16 protein-coding genes are annotated in these 16,306 nt (G+C 62.6%); 5 read left to right on the top strand and 11 right to left on the bottom strand.

The window, feature by feature from the left end; all coding sequences use genetic code 11:
* Positions 1-62: 62 nt before the first annotated feature.
* Positions 63-2,525, bottom strand: a complete 2,463-nt coding sequence (gene rpoD, locus ACN9MU_RS12820) for an RNA polymerase sigma factor RpoD (protein ID WP_426337417.1) — start codon at positions 2,523-2,525, stop codon at positions 63-65.
* Positions 2,526-2,875: 350 nt separating this feature from the next.
* Between rpoD and ACN9MU_RS12815 the strand changes: the two genes are divergently transcribed.
* Complete coding sequence (locus ACN9MU_RS12815; RefSeq protein ID WP_426337416.1) at positions 2,876-3,352, top strand: ProQ/FINO family protein; 477 nt, start codon at positions 2,876-2,878, stop codon at positions 3,350-3,352.
* Positions 3,352-4,008, top strand: a complete 657-nt coding sequence (locus ACN9MU_RS12810; RefSeq protein ID WP_426337415.1) for a 3'-5' exonuclease — start codon at positions 3,352-3,354, stop codon at positions 4,006-4,008. Before ACN9MU_RS12815 ends, ACN9MU_RS12810 begins: the two co-directional genes overlap by 1 nt.
* On the opposite strand, the gene ACN9MU_RS12805 is transcribed toward ACN9MU_RS12810, so the two are convergent.
* Positions 3,991-5,424, bottom strand: a complete 1,434-nt coding sequence (locus ACN9MU_RS12805) for a PLP-dependent aminotransferase family protein (protein WP_426337414.1) — start codon at positions 5,422-5,424, stop codon at positions 3,991-3,993. The two genes, ACN9MU_RS12810 and ACN9MU_RS12805, sit on opposite strands and share 18 nt — an antisense overlap.
* A 91-nt stretch (positions 5,425-5,515) precedes the next feature.
* Between ACN9MU_RS12805 and ACN9MU_RS12800 the strand changes: the two genes are divergently transcribed.
* Complete coding sequence (locus tag ACN9MU_RS12800) at positions 5,516-6,199, top strand: c-type cytochrome (RefSeq protein ID WP_426337413.1); 684 nt, start codon at positions 5,516-5,518, stop codon at positions 6,197-6,199.
* A 12-nt stretch (positions 6,200-6,211) separates the two neighbouring features.
* The gene (locus ACN9MU_RS12795; RefSeq protein ID WP_426322737.1) at positions 6,212-7,495 is read left to right on the top strand and encodes a c-type cytochrome; all 1,284 of its coding nucleotides are present in this window, start codon (positions 6,212-6,214) and stop codon (positions 7,493-7,495) included.
* Positions 7,496-7,621: 126 nt separating this feature from the next.
* On the opposite strand, the gene ACN9MU_RS12790 is transcribed toward ACN9MU_RS12795, so the two are convergent.
* Together ACN9MU_RS12790 and ACN9MU_RS12785 are read right to left on the bottom strand one after the other, a co-directional pair.
* Positions 7,622-8,734, bottom strand: coding sequence for a type IV pilus twitching motility protein PilT (locus ACN9MU_RS12790; RefSeq protein WP_426171094.1), 1,113 nt, complete (start codon positions 8,732-8,734; stop codon positions 7,622-7,624).
* A gap of 78 nt (positions 8,735-8,812) precedes the next feature.
* Entirely contained in the window at positions 8,813-9,448 is a 636-nt protein-coding gene (locus tag ACN9MU_RS12785) for an SAM-dependent methyltransferase (protein ID WP_426322735.1), read from the bottom strand.
* A 139-nt stretch (positions 9,449-9,587) separates the two neighbouring features.
* On the opposite strand from ACN9MU_RS12785, the gene ACN9MU_RS12780 reads away from it, so the two are divergent.
* The gene (locus tag ACN9MU_RS12780) at positions 9,588-10,358 is read left to right on the top strand and encodes a head GIN domain-containing protein (RefSeq protein WP_426337412.1); all 771 of its coding nucleotides are present in this window, start codon (positions 9,588-9,590) and stop codon (positions 10,356-10,358) included.
* A gap of 141 nt (positions 10,359-10,499) precedes the next feature.
* Here ACN9MU_RS12780 and ACN9MU_RS12775 read toward each other — a convergent pair whose 3' ends face one another.
* Genes ACN9MU_RS12775 through purU form a run of 7 tightly spaced genes read right to left on the bottom strand, consistent with a single transcriptional unit; the run spans position 10,500 to position 16,221 of the window.
* The gene (locus ACN9MU_RS12775) at positions 10,500-12,734 is read right to left on the bottom strand and encodes a TonB-dependent receptor (protein WP_426337411.1); all 2,235 of its coding nucleotides are present in this window, start codon (positions 12,732-12,734) and stop codon (positions 10,500-10,502) included.
* 9 nt (positions 12,735-12,743) lie between these two features.
* A complete protein-coding gene (locus ACN9MU_RS12770; protein ID WP_426171088.1) occupies positions 12,744-13,130 on the bottom strand; it encodes a YcnI family protein in 387 nt (128 codons plus the stop codon).
* Between the two features lie 10 nt (positions 13,131-13,140).
* Positions 13,141-13,587 (bottom strand): copper chaperone PCu(A)C, encoded by a 447-nt coding sequence (locus tag ACN9MU_RS12765; protein WP_426337410.1) that lies wholly within the window; start codon positions 13,585-13,587, stop codon positions 13,141-13,143.
* Positions 13,588-13,622: 35 nt separating this feature from the next.
* Positions 13,623-14,042 (bottom strand): DUF2946 domain-containing protein, encoded by a 420-nt coding sequence (locus tag ACN9MU_RS12760; RefSeq protein ID WP_426337409.1) that lies wholly within the window; start codon positions 14,040-14,042, stop codon positions 13,623-13,625.
* A 15-nt stretch (positions 14,043-14,057) separates the two neighbouring features.
* On the bottom strand, positions 14,058-14,777 hold the full coding sequence (locus ACN9MU_RS12755) for a M48 family metalloprotease (protein WP_426337408.1): 720 nt from the start codon (positions 14,775-14,777) through the stop codon (positions 14,058-14,060).
* A 31-nt stretch (positions 14,778-14,808) separates the two neighbouring features.
* Entirely contained in the window at positions 14,809-15,345 is a 537-nt protein-coding gene (locus ACN9MU_RS12750; RefSeq protein ID WP_426171081.1) for a YaeQ family protein, read from the bottom strand.
* A gap of 6 nt (positions 15,346-15,351) precedes the next feature.
* The gene (purU, locus tag ACN9MU_RS12745) at positions 15,352-16,221 is read right to left on the bottom strand and encodes a formyltetrahydrofolate deformylase (protein ID WP_426322723.1); all 870 of its coding nucleotides are present in this window, start codon (positions 16,219-16,221) and stop codon (positions 15,352-15,354) included.
* Positions 16,222-16,306: the final 85 nt, after the last annotated feature.

The following is a 16,306-nucleotide window of genomic DNA, read 5'->3' as shown; positions in this document are numbered from 1 at the left end:
TGTTCAGGCAATCGGCGACGCGCAAGGCCAAAAAAAAACGGAGGCCGAGGCCTCCGTCTTCATTACTTCTCCGTCAGGAACGTTTTCAGCTTGTCCGAACGCGAAGGCTGGCGCAGCTTGCTCATCGCCTTGGCTTCGATCTGGCGGATACGTTCGCGGGTCACGTCGAACTGCTTGCCCACTTCTTCCAGCGTGTGGTCGTTGGACATCTCGACACCGTAGCGCATGCGCAGCACCTTGGCTTCGCGCGGGGTCAGGGAATCCAGCACTTCCTTGATCACGTTGCGCATCGATGCGTGCAGCGCGGCGTCCAGCGGCGCCAGCGTGGTGTTGTCTTCGATGAAGTCGCCCAGCTGGGAATCGCCGTCCTCGCCCATCGGGGTTTCCATGGAAATCGGCTCCTTGGCGATCTTCATGATCTCGCGCACCTTGGACTCCGGCATTTCCATCTTCAGCGCCAGGGTTGCCATATCCGGCTCGGAACCGGTTTCCTGCATGATCTGGCGCGAGATGCGGTTCATCTTGTTGATGGTCTCGATCATGTGCACCGGCACGCGGATGGTGCGGGCCATGTCCGCAATCGAACGCGTGATCGCCTGGCGGATCCACCAGGTAGCGTAGGTCGAGAACTTGTAGCCGCGGCGGTATTCGAACTTGTCGACCGCCTTCAGCAGGCCGATATTGCCCTCCTGAATCAGGTCCAGGAACTGCAGGCCGCGGTTGATGTACTTCTTCGCGATCGAGATCACCAGGCGCAGGTTGGCTACGGTCATTTCGCGCTTGGCGGTGCGCGCACGCTTTTCGCCGGCAGCCATCTGCTTGTTGATCTTGCGCAGGTCGGCCAGCGGCAGCGCCACGCGCTCCTGCAGGTCGATCATCTTGTTCTGCAGTTCCTTGATGGCGGGAACGTTACGGCCCAGCACCGCGCTGTATGGATACCCTGCCGCCACTTCGCCGTCCACCCAATCCAGGTTGGTTTCATTGCCCGGGAAGACCTTGATGAAGTGAGCGCGCGGCATGCCGCAGCGGTTCACGCACAGTTCCAGCACGGCGCGCTCGATCGAACGCACCTGCTCCATCTGGCCGCGCAGTGTGTCGCACAGCTTTTCCACCACTTTCGCGGTGAAGCGGATGCCCAGCAGCTCGTTGGAGATGATGTCCTGCGCTTTCACGTAGGCGGCATTGCCGTAGGCGGCCTTGCGCATCTTGTCGTACTGGCTCGAGATCAGGGCGAACTTGGCCAGCGCGTCATCCTTCAACTGCGCCAGTTGTTCGGTCGAGTAGCCGGCAGCGCCGCCGTTGACGTCGCCGTCTTCTTCCTCGTCGTCCAGCTCTTCCTCTTCCTCGTCTTCGTCAGCCGCGGCAACGACCTTGGCGGGCGCAGGAACCGGCGCGTCTTCGTTCAAGTCGACAAAGCCGTCCACCACGTCGTCCACCTTCATCTCGTCCTTCGCGATCTTCTCCGCCAGCAGCAGGATCTCGTCGATGGTGGTCGGGCAGGCGGAAATCGCCTGGATCATGTCGCGCAAGCCGCCTTCGATACGCTTGGCGATCTCGATCTCGCCCTCGCGGGTCAGCAGCGCCACGGCGCCCATTTCACGCATGTACATGCGGACCGGGTCGGTGGTGCGGCCGAAATCGGAATCGACGGTCGACAGCGCGGTGGCAGCTGCGGCTTCCACTTCATCGTCGCTGGCGGCGGTCGGCACGTTATCGGACAGCAGCAGCGCTTCCGCATCCGGCGCGCGCTCGTACACGGCGATGCCCATGTCGTTGAAAGTCGCGATGATGCCTTCGATCGCTTCCGGCTCGACGATGTTTTCCGGCAGGTGATCGTTGATTTCGGCGTAAGTCAGGTAGCCGCGGTCCTTGCCCAGGTTGATCAGGTTCTTGAACTGGGTGCGGCGCTTTTCCAGCTCCTCCGCGTTGGCGCCGTCGGCCATGCCGAAGGCGTCGATGCCCTTGGCCTTGCGCTCGCGCGCCTTGGACGCTGCCTTCAGTTCGGCGCGTTCCACGGCGTTCAGTGCCGCCACTTCATCGTTTTCCGGGGTGAATTCGCTTGGCTTGCGGCCGCGACGGCCCGGCACCTTCACTTGCGGCAGCAGGTAGCCGGAAGTGTCGATCGATGCCAGCACGGCTGCGTCGCGCACTTCAGTCACGGCAGCCGGGCCGCTCGTCACGATCACGGGCGCAGGTTCGGCGGCCTTGGGCTTGCGGCCGCGCTTTGCAGGCGCCGCCGGCGCTTCTTCAGCGACGACAGCCAGCGACACCGGCTTGGCAGCAGCGGTCTTACGGGCGCGGGTCTTGACGACCGCTTCGTCGGCCACGGCTTCCGCCGGCGCTTCCACTGGCGGCACGGCAGCCAGGCGGCGCGATTTCTTTACTACGGTGACTTTTCCTGCTTCCTCTTGAGCGTTGTCGATCACATACGAAAGGCTGGTCTTTGGCACAGCCAACGGAGCGCTGGTAGTGGAGGAGCCAGTGGACTTCTTGGCGGACAACGTCAGGGTCTTAGGTTTCGTCATTCAATATCTCTCTCAGCACACCCGAAGGTGCACTTATCGAAGGCTCGCGATGGCCCGGTTTCAGGGATAATCGGGAAAAGAAAAAGCCCGCATGACCGGGCTCGATTCCGATGATTCAGTGATTAGAGAGGGCACATGCCCTGGAACTGGACTTCACAGGGCAGCGCGGCCCCGGCCGAAAACTCTTTACCAAACTGAATTCGCACCGTCCTGCATTTGGTGCGTCTGTCATTATACAAGGTTTCGGCCCGGACTGCACCCATTAATTCGATATCAAAACCACATCATGAGCGAAAACACAATGCGCCGGGCGCTTGCGTCGTGGTATGCTGGCGGCTCTTGATTAACCTATGAAGTCGATGAACACTAGCACTACCCCTCAGCAGTCGGCCGAAGGCCAAGCCGCCGCACCTGCCGCTCCCAATTCCGCACGCGCCCTGCTCAAGCAATTGCAGCAACAGTATGCCCCGTTCCGCGACAGCCTGCCGCTGTCGATCGGCATCGACAAACAGCTCATCGCCGCGATGCCGGAGCTTAACCGCAAGCTGATGCGCGCCGCCCTGGGCATTCACACCTCCTCGCAGCGCTACCTGCGCGCCATGGAAAAAGCCACCGTCCGCTACAACCTGGATGGCAGCACCGGCGCTGAAGTCACCGACGAACACCGCAAGCACGCCAAGGAAACCCTGGCTGAACGCTACAAGAAAGAAGTGGAGCGTCGCAAGGCTGAACGCGCTGCCGAACGCGAAGCTGCAGCCGCCCAGGAAGCTGAGCGCCGCCGCGCAGAGAAGCTGCAGGCGCTGACCGCCAAGTTCTCCAGGAAGTAATGAGCGACGCGCCAGAAGCGGTCCCCGAGCTGCCTCCTTATGAAGGCATCCGGCTGGCCGACGTCAGGCTCGTGAAGACCGCCGCCGACGCGGAGGCAGCGCAAGCGGCCCTGCTGGCGGCGGATGCTATCGGTTTCGATACCGAATCCAAGCCGACCTTTGTCAAGGGGGAGAGCTCGGACGGCCCGCACCTGATCCAGTTTGCCGACGACCGCCATGCCTGGCTGTTCCAGGTTGGCGCTGCCTTTCCCCATCTGGCCGTGGTCAAGGCTATCCTTGAATCCGACATGACGCTGAAGATCGGCTTCGGCCTGTCCGACGACATCAAGCGCGTGCGCGCCAAGCTGGGCATCGAGCCGCTGAAAGTGGTGGACCTGGGCGTGGTGCTGCGCGTGCCAGGACAGAAGAATGACCTGGGCGCCAAGAGCGCTGTCGCCAAGTATTTCGGCCAGGCGCTGACCAAGTCCAAGAAGATCTCCACCACCAACTGGGCCACGCCGCGGCTCAATGAAAAGCAGATCCTGTACGCCGCCGACGATGCGCAAGTGGCGCTGCGCGTGTACCGGCACTGGGTCGGCATCGGCAATGTGCTGCCGCCGATCAAGCCGCCCAAGCGACCTAAAACCGGGAAGCCAGTGTCAGGCCCAAGGGTCTGACACTGGCTTCACGGTTTTCGCCAGCACCCCAAGCTTCGCAATCGCCGCCGCCTGCCGTTCATCCCAAATATGCCCGTAGTTGAGGCGAATGCAATTGCGAAACGCCCGCTTCGCGCTGAACATCGGCCCCGGCGCAATGCTGATCCCGTGCGCCAAAGCCAGCCGATGCAGCTCCAGCGCATCCACTGACTCCGGCAACACCACCCACAGGAAATACCCGCCCTGCGGCTGCGTCACCCGCGTCCCCGCCGGGAAGTGCGACGCGATCGCCGCCAACATCTGCTGCTGCTGTCCCGCCAGCGCACCACGCAACTGGCGCAGATGCCGCTCATATCCACCCTGCCCCAGGTATTCCGCCAGCGCCAGCTGCGAAGGCATCGCCGCCGACAGCGAGGTAGTCAGTTTAAGACGCTCGACCTGCCGCGCAAAACGCCCCGCCGCAGCCCAGCCAACCCGGAATCCCGGCGCCAGGCATTTTGAAAACGAGCTGCAATGCATCACAAGTCCCTTGCTGTCGAAACGCTTCGCCAGCGCCGGCCGCTGCGCGCCGAAATACAGCTCGCCGTACACGTCATCCTCGACCAGGGGCACGTCATGCGCCGCCAGCAATTCGACCAGGGCCCGCTTCTTCTCCGGCGGCATCAGGCTGCCAAGCGGATTCTGGAAACTGGTCATCAGCCAGCAGGCGCTCGGCCTGTGCTGCTCCAGCGCCGCAGCCAGCGCCCCGAGTTCGATCCCTTCGCGCGGATGCGTCGCCACCTCAAGCGCTTTCAAGCCGATGCGCTCGAGCGCCTGCAAGGCCGCGTAGAAACTCGGCGACTCCACCAGCACCGTGTCGCCCGGCCGCGCCACCGCCTGCAGGCAGAGATTCAGCGCTTCCAGCGCGCCATTGGTGACCACGATGTCGTCCGGCGCCACCTGCAAGCCATCGAGCTGGTAGCGCAAAGCGATCTGGCGCCGCAACTCCGCATTCCCCGGCGGCAGGTCGGCAATCGTGCTCCAGGGATCGATATGGCGCATGCTGGCCGCGACCGCGCGCCCCAGCTTATCGAGCGGGAACAGCAAGGGACTGGGGAAGGCGGAACCGAAAGGCACGTTGCCCGGCGCCCGGCTGGCCTCCAGCACCTGGAACACCAGCTCACTGACGTCAACCAGGGTGGAAGCCGCATCGGGCCGCGAGACCTCCGGTTCCGCCGCGGCAGCAAAGCGCCGCGAAGCCACGTAATACCCCGAGCGCGGACGCGACTCGATCAGGCCACGCGCCTCGAGCTGGTAATAAGCCTGGAACACGGTGGACGGGCTGACGCCGCGCCGCTCCTGCTGCTGCCGCACCGAAGGCAGCTTCTCGCCCGGCCGCAGCACGCCGGACGCCATCAAGCCCGCCAGTTCATCGGCTAGCGCCTCGTAAAGCTTCAAACTGATACCCTCATTCCGTGGCCATTCTGAGCCTGTTATTCTCCGCCTCGCAGGCGTATCCTTGACCCATCACAAGAAAAACGGATTCATCATGCTCCGCATTCTCTCATTTGGCGCCGCAGTTGTGGCCACCTCGGCGCTGGCCGCACCGGCCAGCCTGCCGGACACCGTCGAGCAGCGCGTCGCCGCCTGCATTGCCTGCCACAAAGCCAACGAGCAAGGAGACGCCTTCTTCCCGCGCATTGCCGGCAAGCCCGCCGGCTACCTGTACAACCAGCTCCTGAACTTCAAGCAGGGCCGCCGCCAGTACCCGATGATGACGTATATGGTCGAACAGCTGCCGGATGCCTACCTGAGGGAGATCGCCCAATACTTCTCCGAACAGCACGCCCCCTACCCGCCGCCGGCCGCCACCAGCGCCACGCCGCAAATGATCGAGCGTGGCCGCGTGCTGGTGCACCAGGGCGACCCCTCGCGCAAAGTGCCGGCCTGCGTGGCCTGCCACGGCGAGGCGATGACCGGGGTGGCACCCGCGATTCCCGGCCTGATTGGCCTGCCGCGCGACTACATCAACGCCCAGTTCGGCGCCTGGCGCAACCAGAAACGCAAGGCGCACGCGCCGGACTGCATGGCCGAAGTGGCCAATCGCCTGAGCGAATCCGACGTTGCCGCCGTCTCCGGCTGGCTGGCCGCGCAACCGGCCGACCCGAACGCGCGTCCAGCGCCCGCCCTGCCCGGACAACTGCCGCTGGAATGCGGCGGCATCCACAAATAAACAGAACCGACCATGAAGCGCAATACGAAAATCGCCATCGCCGTACCGCTGCTGCTCGTCGTCGCAGCGGTCGGCTTCCTCTGGCCCAAGCACGACACCGGCCCGGCGCCAAGCGCCGCCTCGAAGACCATGCCGATCGCGGAAAAGGCGGCGCGCGGCGCCTACCTGGCCAAGGCCGCCGATTGCATGGCCTGCCATACCACGCGCGGCGGCGCCGCCTTTGCCGGCGGCCGCGCCCTGCAAACGCCGTTCGGCAACGTGATGTCGCCCAACATCACGCCAGACAAGGAAACCGGCATCGGCAACTGGAGCGCCGACGATTTCTGGAACGCGCTGCACAACGGCAAGGCAAAGGATGGCCGCCTGCTGTACCCAGCCTTCCCATACACCAACTACACCGCAATGACGCGCGACGACTCGGACGCGCTGTACGCCTACTTCCAGTCCATCACACCGGTGAAGCAGGCCAGCCAGCCGCATAGCCTGCGCTTCCCCTACAACCAGCAAGCCATGCTGGCGGTATGGCGCGCCCTGTACTTCAAGCCCGCCGTGTACACGCCAGACGCCGGCAAGTCCGCCGAATGGAACCGCGGCGCCTACCTGGTGCAAGGCCCCGGCCACTGCATTGCCTGCCACAGCGAACGCAACGCCCTGGGCGCCAGCGACAAAGGCCTGTCAGGCGGCCTGATTCCCGTGCTGGGATGGTACGCGCCCTCGCTCACCTCCGACCGGGAAGCCGGCCTGGGCGACTGGGAAGTAAAAGACATCACCGACCTGCTGAAGACCGGCGTCTCGCAGCGCGCCACCGTGTTCGGCCCGATGGCGGAAGTCGTGCGCGAAAGCCTGCAGCACCTGAGCGATGAAGACGCACGCGCCATGGCCGTGTACCTCAAATCGCTGCCGAACGAAAGCGGCAGCCGCGAGCCGTACGAACGTTCAAAGGAACCTGAAGCCGCCGCCTTTCTCGCAGCGGGCGAAAAGATCTACAGCAAGGCGTGCGTAGACTGCCACGGTGAAAAAGGCGAAGGCATCGCGCCGCACTACCCGCCATTGGCCGGCAACCGCGCGCTGACGATGGACGAAGCGGTAAACCCGATCCGCATTGTGCTGAATGGCGGCTTCGCCCCCGGCACGGCAGGCAACCCGCGTCCCTACGGCATGCCGCCGTTCAGCCATTCTTTGAATGATGTGGAAGTAGCACAAGTAGTGTCCTACCTGCGCGCCGCATGGGGCAACAACGCCCCACCGGTCGAAAGCAGCACGGTCAACCGCTACCGCAACGTACCGCTGGAATAACTACAGCCCAGTCCGTGTCACACCCTGGGGTCACACCCAAACTGTGACACGGCCTCAACTGGTATCGGATGAGCCCGTGTCACACTCGGGGTGTGACCCCAAGGTGTGACACGGGCTCGGCTGTTCTTAGAGCATGTCGGCGAAGCCGAGCCGGTCGGTGGTGGCGTGGCGGGCGTCTTCGATGCTGACCTTCTTTTCGGCCAGCAGCTTGCGCAGGCATTCGTTCATCGTGTAGCAACCGGGGGCGGACTTGCGCTCCATGACATTGCGCAGGTCGGCCACATTGCCGTTTTCGATCACGGCCGCCACGTCGGGATTGACGGTCAGGCTTTCCGTACCCAAGTAGTAGCGGTCGCCATCCATCGCCGGCATCAGCGCCTGGCACAGCACGCCGCGCAGGGCGTGCGCCAGTGCCTGGCGTTGCGGTTCGGTGTTGCCCAGCAGGCGGATCATCTTTTGCAGGCCGAGCTCGGTCGAGCGTGCATGCAGCGAGGCCAGCACCAGCGGACCGGATTCGGCCAGCGCCAGCGCTTCGTGTGCGGTCTCCGCATCGCGGATCTCGCCGATTACGATCACGTCGGGACGTTCGCGCAGCGCATCCTTGGCGCCCAGGTCGAAGGTTTCAACGTCGCCGTCAAAGCCGACTTCGCGCTGGGTGATCACGCACTTGCGTTGCGGGATCAGGGTCTCGACCGGGTCTTCGATGGTGATGATATGGCCGGAACGGTTCTTGTTGATGTCGTCCAGCATGGAGGCGATGGTGGTCGACTTGCCCTGGCAGGTGTCGCCAATAATCAGCACCAAACCGCTCGAGAGCTGCGCGAACTTTTCTTCCGTCGGGCGCAGGCCCAGGCCAGACAACAGCAGCGGTTCTTTCGGGAAGCGGCGAATCACGCAGCCGAGGCGCTTCTTGCCCTGGAAACTGAAGCAGTTGGCGCGGATGCGCGCAGTGTGCAGGTCGATGGCGCGGTCGAAGGCGCGGTCCTGGATGCGTTCGCGCCAGTTTGGCTCCACCACTTCAAAGAATTCTTCCAGCTCTTCGCGCGTGATCGGCGAATCGGTCACGGCCACCAGGCCCTTCGGCTGGCGCAGCAGCAAAGGGCTGTTCTGGTGGATCAGGATGTCCGAAAAAACCAGTTTGGAATTCAGCAGGTGCAGGATTTGCTCGACGAGGGTGCCAAAGACCGGGTGGTCTTCGTTCTCGATATACGTCAGGGTGCGAATTTGCGAGGTTTCCATTGTGCCTGTGTTCTCCAATTGTTACGCAAGATTCTATTGCATTTGCTTTGTAGAATGTAAGTGGCTGGTGAACAACATTTATTTCGGATATTCAAATCCGGTACGGAGATCGTAGGCAAAACTGCGGCCGCGCTCGCTCACAGTCAGCCGTTGCGGCGGTTCCTCGCCGGCCAGCGCACGCGACTTCACATGCAGGCCTTCTCCTTCCCGAATCAGCTTGTCCGCACGCTCGTAAACATTTTGACAACCAGTTTCGGCAATCAGGGCCTGCACGATGGCGATCTTCCACGCTTCCACCGCAGCCGACTGGAACTGGCACACCAGGTAGCCATCCTTGCCGCCATAACTCTGCACCAGCAGGCCGGACAAGCCATCTTCATCGCCGAGCACGATCGGCACCAGCTCATCTGGCCGCGCCGCTTGCAGGGAATGGATGCGGCGCGCGATGGCGGCACGCACGCGCCGTTTCACCATGGCGTGGTCGACCGGCTCGTCTTCACGCAGGGTCCAGACGCGGGCTGCGATCTGCGACTTGGCGTTATAGGCGGCGCGGGCCAGGAATTGGCGCGATGAGGACACGACCGTGGCCGTGGCGCCTGGCTTGTTTTTCTCTGCGGGACGGCCGTCGACGCGCTCGATGGCGGACAGGTAAATATAGGGATCGCCGGCAAGGATGGATTTCTCCTTGCCCTGTTTGATGATGATGGTAAGCATGGGCGAAATGATACAGGAGCGACGCCCTGCCCGCGGCATTTGCATTCTGTTCCCGCAAGGCGGCGTCCTGTCGCATTGCGCAGGCATCAGGGCGCCGGCTTCGATACGATGTTTCTTATTCAAATTGAGGAGAAACAAGATGAAGATGTCTGCTGCAATGCGCAATGCCCTGGTCGCCGCTTCCGTTTTTGCTGTCGCCGCTCCGGTTGCCGTGGTCTCAGCCGCCCCGCTGGGCTGGTTTGCCGGCGAACGCGTGCAGGGCAATGGCAAAATCTCCAGGCAGGCGCGGGAAGCGGCCAACTTCACCGGCCTTGGCCTGGGCTTGCCCGGCAGCGTCGAAGTCCGCATCGGCAGTACCGAGAGCGTGAGCATCGAATCGGATGACAACATCCTGCCGCTGATCGAAACCGTGGTCGAAGACGGCACCCTGCAGATTCGTCCTGTCCGTCCCAACCTGCAGTTCGATACCCGCAACCTGAAGGTTGTGATCATTGCAAAGAATCTGGAACGAATTTCGGTTGGCGGCTCCGGCTCGGTCGATGCGGAAGGCCTGCGTGGCGGCAAACTGTCCTTCAATGTCGGCGGCTCCGGCTCCATGAACTTGCGCAATATCGAAGGCGAGTCCGTCACCGTTTCCCTCGGCGGCAGCGGCAACCTGAAGGCAAGCGGTTCGGCCGACAAACTGAAGGTGTCGATTGGCGGTTCGGGCAAGGTCAGCACCGGGCAACTGGCGACGCGCGAAGCTGCGGTCAGCATTGGCGGTTCAGGCCGCGCTGTGGTGTGGGCCAAGCAATCGCTGTCGGTCAGCGTGGCTGGCTCGGGCGATGTCAGCTACTACGGTGAGCCGCAGCTCACCAAGAGCGTGATGGGCTCCGGCAGCGTGAAGCGCCTGACTGGCAACCCGAACTGATCAATGCCTCTGTCCCGGCCCGTGTCGCCACAAAGTTCACGGGCCATCGTCCCTCAGAAATTCTTCTAATTTTTCACCTGCGATCAGCTTGTCAAGCCGCGCAAAGGAGAACGCCCCGGCGGGGCGTTGTTCACTGGGGGCTTAGAGGTCGAACTTGAGGTCAGCGCTGAACGTGCGCTGGGCATATGGGTGGAAAGCCCAGTACTTTTCGCCGTTCAGGTTGTCGATGCCGACCGATGCCGTCCACTGGCGATTGAAGCGGTAGCGCAAGCGCACGTCGGCGACCAGGTAGTCCGACACTCCCATATACGTTGCCCCATTCGGATCGCTGTTATCCAGCGTGCCGAACTGCTTGCCGCTATAACGCACACCGAATGTACCGGTCCAGTGCTGGCCCACATGGTAAGACGCCAAGGCATTCGCGCGCCACTTCGGCACGCGCGGTTGCCGCTTGCCGACGCTGGAAGGCATGGCATCGTTCGAGACGATCTCGGAATCCGCATAGGTAAGACTGCTTTGCAGCGTCAGCCCATGCGTCAGGACGTCGTCAGCCTGTTGCGACAACTCCAACCCACGTGTACGGATCTTGCCCACGTTCTGTACCGTATTCACAGTCGCAGTCAGCGGCTGCGAATACAAGGCATCGCGCGTGGCTTCGCCAAACAGCGTGGCGCGCACACTACCCTGCGCTGTCATGCGCTCCGCTGTCATCTCGCTGGTCCACGATTTCTCGGCACCCAGGTTCGGATCCGTGTTGACGATCCTGTCGTCCACGATGGAACCCTGGAACAGCTCCGCCGCGGTCGGATTACGTACCGCACGGCCGATGGATGCCTTCAGGCTCCAGGTCTCGCCTGCACGCCACGCCAGCGCAGCCTTGGGCGACCAGGCCTGCTCGCGGCGTTCGGTGAAAGGCAGCAGATTTCCAGTCGCAGCCGAGATTTGTCCACCATATGCGCGCCAGGTTTCCTGCCTCAGGCCAAGCGTTGCCTTCCAATCCGGCAACAGCCGCCAGGTGTCCTGCGCATACAGGCTCTCAAGCCGCGTATTGCCATTGAAGGTCGACACATGCTTGCCGCCTGCTCCTGCGATCCAGTCCGCCACGCTGGTCACATGCGTGCGCAACCTGGCATTCTCGCGCTGCACGCCAAACTCCACTTGGTGCACAGTGCCAGCGCGCCAGCTACCGCGTAACGCCAAAGTGTTCCACCCACTGCCTCCCATATCGGTCAGGTTGCCCTGCCCGCCTCCTGTCGGCACTCGTGCGAGGTCGCGCGAATAGTCGTAAGCACTGCCGGCGATTTCCCAATTGAAGCTGCCGCGCCCGTGCGTTTTCAACGACAATCCGTGCATCAGATGTTCAAGGTCCGCACGCGCACCAGCAAAGTCGGAAGGCAGCAGCGTAAAACGCTTGCCGCCGATATTGATTGCGCCGCTGGTCACGGCATTGCCTGCGCCATCGCGCAAATACGATTCGGCACTGCGCACCACGTCGTTCCGCCACCAGCCCAGCGTGTAGCTGGCACGCAGCGTTGGCGACAAATCATATGCCAGCTTCAGCTTGGCGTGGTCCTGCACCGTGTTCACCTGGCCCGTGCTGCCAAGGATGTACCAATCCTTGCCGGCGGGATTGCGATCCCCAACAGCGCCTGTCACGGCCACGCCGGCCGGCTCGCCCGGTTTTGGCGCGACGCCTGCCGACAAAAGCTTGTTGGCAAAGGCGATCGGCTGGCCGTCGCTGTCAAGGCGCGACAGGTTCAGCCACCACGCCAAGGCGCCCGTCCGATTACCCAGCGAGGCGCTGTACTGCCTGCCGGCATGGCGAGAATCAGTTCCGTATTGCTCGAAATCCTGGCTCACCCACGACAGTTTGGCGTGCGCCTCCAGCTTGCTTGGCATGCGGGTCTGGAAATCCACCACCGCGCCCACCGAGTTGCCTGCATAGGCGGCTGAAAACGGACCGTACAGCACGTCGACGCGTTCGATTTCCTCCGGCGTTACCAATCCCCAGCGCGGGGTGTAGCTTGCGCCATTTCCCAGCAGGTTGGAGAGCAGGATGCCGTCCGCATACACCAGTGAACGTGCACTGTTGCCAGTGCCGGAAGCGCGGCTGGCCAGCACAGCATGGTCGTAATCGCCGATAAAACGCTTGCGCACATTCAGGCTTGGCAGGTATTTCAGCGCATCCTCGCTATCGAAGGCGTTGATGCGGTCTTCCACCTGCGCCCCGGTGATCCCTTCGATCGTGGTCGGTATCTGCGTAGGCAGCGACGTCGGGCGGCCACCGTTGATCGTCACCACGTGGTCCGCTTGCGCCGGGCAAGCCAGGCCCATCGCCGCCAGCATTGCGGCCAGCGGTTTGTATTGGCATTTCATGATCAGCCCCTAGCGCGTTTCGAGGGTGGCTTCCCAGTTCGCGCTGCCGAACTGGCAGGACTGGACGATCTTGAAGGTGTGGCTGCCCGCCGCCGGCATTTTGCCGAACATGACAAATTCGTCGTAGAACTCGTCAGGCAAGGGACCGCCGCGCCAGGCCAGGCTGTCGGGCGTGCGTTCGATGCTCCAGCCATTCTTCAGCATGGGCTTCATCGGCGCAAAGCCTTCCGGCAGCCGGATGCTGACCGCCACCGTGGGGCTGCCATTGCAACCATGGCCGACACGGAACACCAGCTTCTGGTAGCTGCCCGCCGCAAATTCACGCTGCTCCAGCGAGATATGGGCGTGCGCGGACGCTGCCGCGAGCAGTGCTGCGGCCATCAGGTATTTTTTCATGGTCGGCTCCTTAGTGCTTGGGAGCGGTGTACGACAGCGGCTTGACCGGCACTTGCACTTGCACCGTCTCCTGCTTCTTGCCCTTGCCCTGGATCACCAGCGTCATGGGCACCATTTCGCCCGCCTTCATCTGGCGCTTCAGGTCCATCATCATGATGTGGTAGCCGCCGGATGCCAGCGCCACCGGTTTGCCGGCCGGGAGGTCGATGCCTTCGACGGCCGACATCATCATGCGGTCGCCCTGCATCGACATCTGGTGGATTTCAATAATGCCGGCGGCAGGCGAACGCACCTCCACCAGGCGCGCGTCCTGTTTGGAAACGAGCTCCATGAAGGCGCCGGTGGCCTGTGCGGCCGGCACGGTGGCGCGAATCCATGGCTCGCGCACGGTAACTTGTGCCGCGGCGGAGGCGGCGAAGGCGATCGACATTGCGAACGCGAAGAACTGCTTTTTCATTTTTCACTCCTTGATTCGTTAAATGGGGGACGAAATCAGGCGTGTGCAGGCGGTCCTCGCGGATTGGACGCAGACCACACCGGCAGTGGTTGTGGCGACTGGTAGAACAGGGTTGGGCGCATGGTCGCACCGTCGAGGGGCAACGGCAAGGCAAGGTCGGTTGGCGGGAGGCCAAACCAGCCGGCATGCGGCAAGCAGTAGGAACAGTCTTCCATGTCCATTTGCGCCATCGGCCGCGCCGGGGACTGCGCTTTGCTGCGGTCGGTCACGGCCACGAAGGTGGCGTAATCGAGATCGCCGACACCGGTCACGCGCGTGCCGTCGTTCAGGCAGATCTCCCATGTGCGCGGCTTGCCGTTCACCGCATGCGAAATTGCCGGCGCAAGTGCGTTCATCAGGATGGCGAAGCACGCGATCCAGATCCAGCGCAAGCGGGTTGACGATTTGATATGCATGGCGGGCATTATAGCCTAGCGGGACGCTTCCATTTGCGCAGCCAGCTCCCGCGCGGCGTGCCAGCGGCTGGCAGGTGAAGGATGGTCGAAGCGTGCGACATTGGGGGAGTGGCTGTGCTTTGCCAGCTTGCGGAAATAGGCCGCCAGCGCCTGCGGCGGCCATCCGGCGCGCGCCGCAAACAGCAGGCCTTCGCGGTCGGCTTCCAATTCCTGTTGCTGATTGAAGCTCGCCAGTTTGCGCATCAGGGCACTATCGTTGTCGATATCGTATTCGAATTCGGCGAAGGGCTGCGTCGCCCGCCCCGGCTCGAGCCGCAGCGCCTCTTCGAATTCCTTCAGGTTGTGACGCAGTACCGCGTGCATGATTTCGTGCGCCAGCAGCATTGCCAGTTCCGCATCGGACAGCGCCAGCTCATCGACATAGGCGCGGCTGACCAGTAGTTTTCCACCCGCCATGGCAAAGGCATTGGCATCGCCGTCGGTCGTGGTGTGCAGCTCCCAGTCCCATGCGGTCGTTTCCGGAAACTCGCGCTTCGCCTGCTCGATCAAGGGGCGCGCCAGCGCTGCCACCCGCGCGCCAAAACGCTCATCGTCGACAAGGCGATAGCCTTTGCGAAGCTCATCGAGCTGCCCGCGATACAGCTTTGCGGAACCGGCCATGACTTCAGCCTGCGTCACCGCCTGGGCCGTGGCCCCCTGGACGAGGAATAGAAAGGCAATCAGGTAGCGCAACATGATGAGCACATTCTGCCACCGATTCGCCGGATCAGGACTTCCAGACCTCGCGCGTGACTTCCACGGTGGTGGCGCCGTCGGTCAGCCAGATCTGGCCGTCCTGGATCGTGCACTGCAGTTGCATGGAACGCTGCGCCATCTTTTCCAGCGCGGCGCTGGCCTCGGCATCGATATTCACCACGCTGACGTTCCTGGCGCGGTCGATCTTGCTGGCGAGCTGCTTCCACCACACGTGCGAGGCGGAGCTATAGGAATACACCATCACTTTCTCGGAACGCCCGGCGGCCTTCAGGATGCGGCGCTCGTCCGGCTGGCCGACTTCAATCCACAACTGGATGGCGCCGGTCAGGTCCATCTGCCACAGGTCAGGTTCTTCGGTATCGGAAATGCCTTTCGCATTCACCAGCGCTTCATCGGCGTGGATCGCGAAGGCGACAATGCGCACCATCAGGCGTTCATCCGTTTCGGACGGATGGCGCGCCAGGGTCAGCATATGGGTTGCGTAGTAATTGCGGTCCATGTCCGCGATGGACAGTTCCGCCTTGTAGATCGTAGATTTCAGTGCCATTACTAATTATTTGAAGATTACAGTTCGGTCGCCGTTCAGCAGGATGCGATGTTCGACGAACCATTTCACGGCGCGCGCCAGCACCACGCACTCGACGTCGCGGCCGATCGCGGTCAGCGCATCCGAATCCATGGCGTGGTCGACGCGCTCCACGTCCTGCTCGATGATCGGGCCTTCATCCAGGTCGCCGGTCACGAAGTGGGCGGTGGCGCCGATCAGCTTCACGCCGCGCTTGTGCGCCTGCGCATAAGGCTTGGCGCCCTTGAAACTGGGCAGGAAGGAATGATGGATGTTGATCGCCTTCCCTTTCAGGCGTTCGCACATCGACGGCGACAGGATTTGCATGTAGCGCGCCAGCACCACCAGGTCCACCTTGTGGTTCTCCATCAGTTCCGCGATGCGGGCTTCCTGCGCCAGCTTGGCTTCCTCCGGCGCGCCGGTTGCCAGCGGCAGGTGGTGGAATGGAATGTTGTAGCTGGCCGCCAGCTGGTAGAAGTCCATATGGTTGGACACGATGGCTGGAATGTCGACCGGCAGCAGCCCGCTCTTGTAGCGGAACAGCAGGTCGTTCAGGCAGTGGCCGATCTTGGACACCATCAGCATCACGCGCGGCTTGGCGTGCGCATCGTGCAGCGCCCATTCCATGCCCATGGCTTCCGCCACCTTGGCGAAATCCTCGCGCAGTGCGGCATCGGTAAACGCGGCATCCTCGCGCGCAAAGTGCACGCGCATGAAGAATCGTTGCGTTTCCGCGTCACCAAACTGGGCGGAATCGATGATGTTGCAACCATGTTCAGCCAGGAATCCCGATACACGATGGACGATGCCGCGCTGGTCGTGGCAAGAGAGCGTAAGGATGTATTCTGGGTGATTCATGGCATTTCAAGTCATGGGCGGGACGGTATTGTCGCATGAACATTGCCACGTCTGGCAAATTCCGGAATAGAATGACCGTACTTTT

Origin of the sequence: Pseudoduganella sp. R-32 (genome assembly GCF_049913245.1) — a bacterium.
GTDB lineage: Bacteria > Pseudomonadota > Gammaproteobacteria > Burkholderiales > Burkholderiaceae_D > Rugamonas.
The sequence above is the reverse complement of the archived record's forward strand: the minus strand, read 5'-3'. Positions and strand labels throughout refer to the sequence as shown.

Excerpts from the sequence above, each read along its gene's own strand:
- ACN9MU_RS12800 (WP_426337413.1), top strand. The coding sequence starts at position 5,516 with ATGCTCCGCATTCTCTCATTTGGCGCCGCAGTTGTGGCCACCTCGGCG.
- purU (WP_426322723.1), bottom strand. The coding sequence starts at position 16,221 with ATGAATCACCCAGAATACATCCTTACGCTCTCTTGCCACGACCAGCGC.
- ACN9MU_RS12810 (WP_426337415.1), top strand. The coding sequence starts at position 3,352 with ATGAGCGACGCGCCAGAAGCGGTCCCCGAGCTGCCTCCTTATGAAGGC.
- ACN9MU_RS12775 (WP_426337411.1), bottom strand. The coding sequence starts at position 12,734 with ATGAAATGCCAATACAAACCGCTGGCCGCAATGCTGGCGGCGATGGGC.
- ACN9MU_RS12750 (WP_426171081.1), bottom strand. The coding sequence starts at position 15,345 with ATGGCACTGAAATCTACGATCTACAAGGCGGAACTGTCCATCGCGGAC.
- ACN9MU_RS12795 (WP_426322737.1), top strand. The coding sequence starts at position 6,212 with ATGAAGCGCAATACGAAAATCGCCATCGCCGTACCGCTGCTGCTCGTC.
- ACN9MU_RS12780 (WP_426337412.1), top strand. The coding sequence starts at position 9,588 with ATGAAGATGTCTGCTGCAATGCGCAATGCCCTGGTCGCCGCTTCCGTT.
- ACN9MU_RS12815 (WP_426337416.1), top strand. The coding sequence starts at position 2,876 with ATGAAGTCGATGAACACTAGCACTACCCCTCAGCAGTCGGCCGAAGGC.
- ACN9MU_RS12760 (WP_426337409.1), bottom strand. The coding sequence starts at position 14,042 with ATGCATATCAAATCGTCAACCCGCTTGCGCTGGATCTGGATCGCGTGC.
- ACN9MU_RS12785 (WP_426322735.1), bottom strand. The coding sequence starts at position 9,448 with ATGCTTACCATCATCATCAAACAGGGCAAGGAGAAATCCATCCTTGCC.
- ACN9MU_RS12765 (WP_426337410.1), bottom strand. The coding sequence starts at position 13,587 with ATGAAAAAGCAGTTCTTCGCGTTCGCAATGTCGATCGCCTTCGCCGCC.
- ACN9MU_RS12770 (WP_426171088.1), bottom strand. The coding sequence starts at position 13,130 with ATGAAAAAATACCTGATGGCCGCAGCACTGCTCGCGGCAGCGTCCGCG.
- rpoD (WP_426337417.1), bottom strand. The coding sequence starts at position 2,525 with ATGACGAAACCTAAGACCCTGACGTTGTCCGCCAAGAAGTCCACTGGC.
- ACN9MU_RS12790 (WP_426171094.1), bottom strand. The coding sequence starts at position 8,734 with ATGGAAACCTCGCAAATTCGCACCCTGACGTATATCGAGAACGAAGAC.
- ACN9MU_RS12755 (WP_426337408.1), bottom strand. The coding sequence starts at position 14,777 with ATGTTGCGCTACCTGATTGCCTTTCTATTCCTCGTCCAGGGGGCCACG.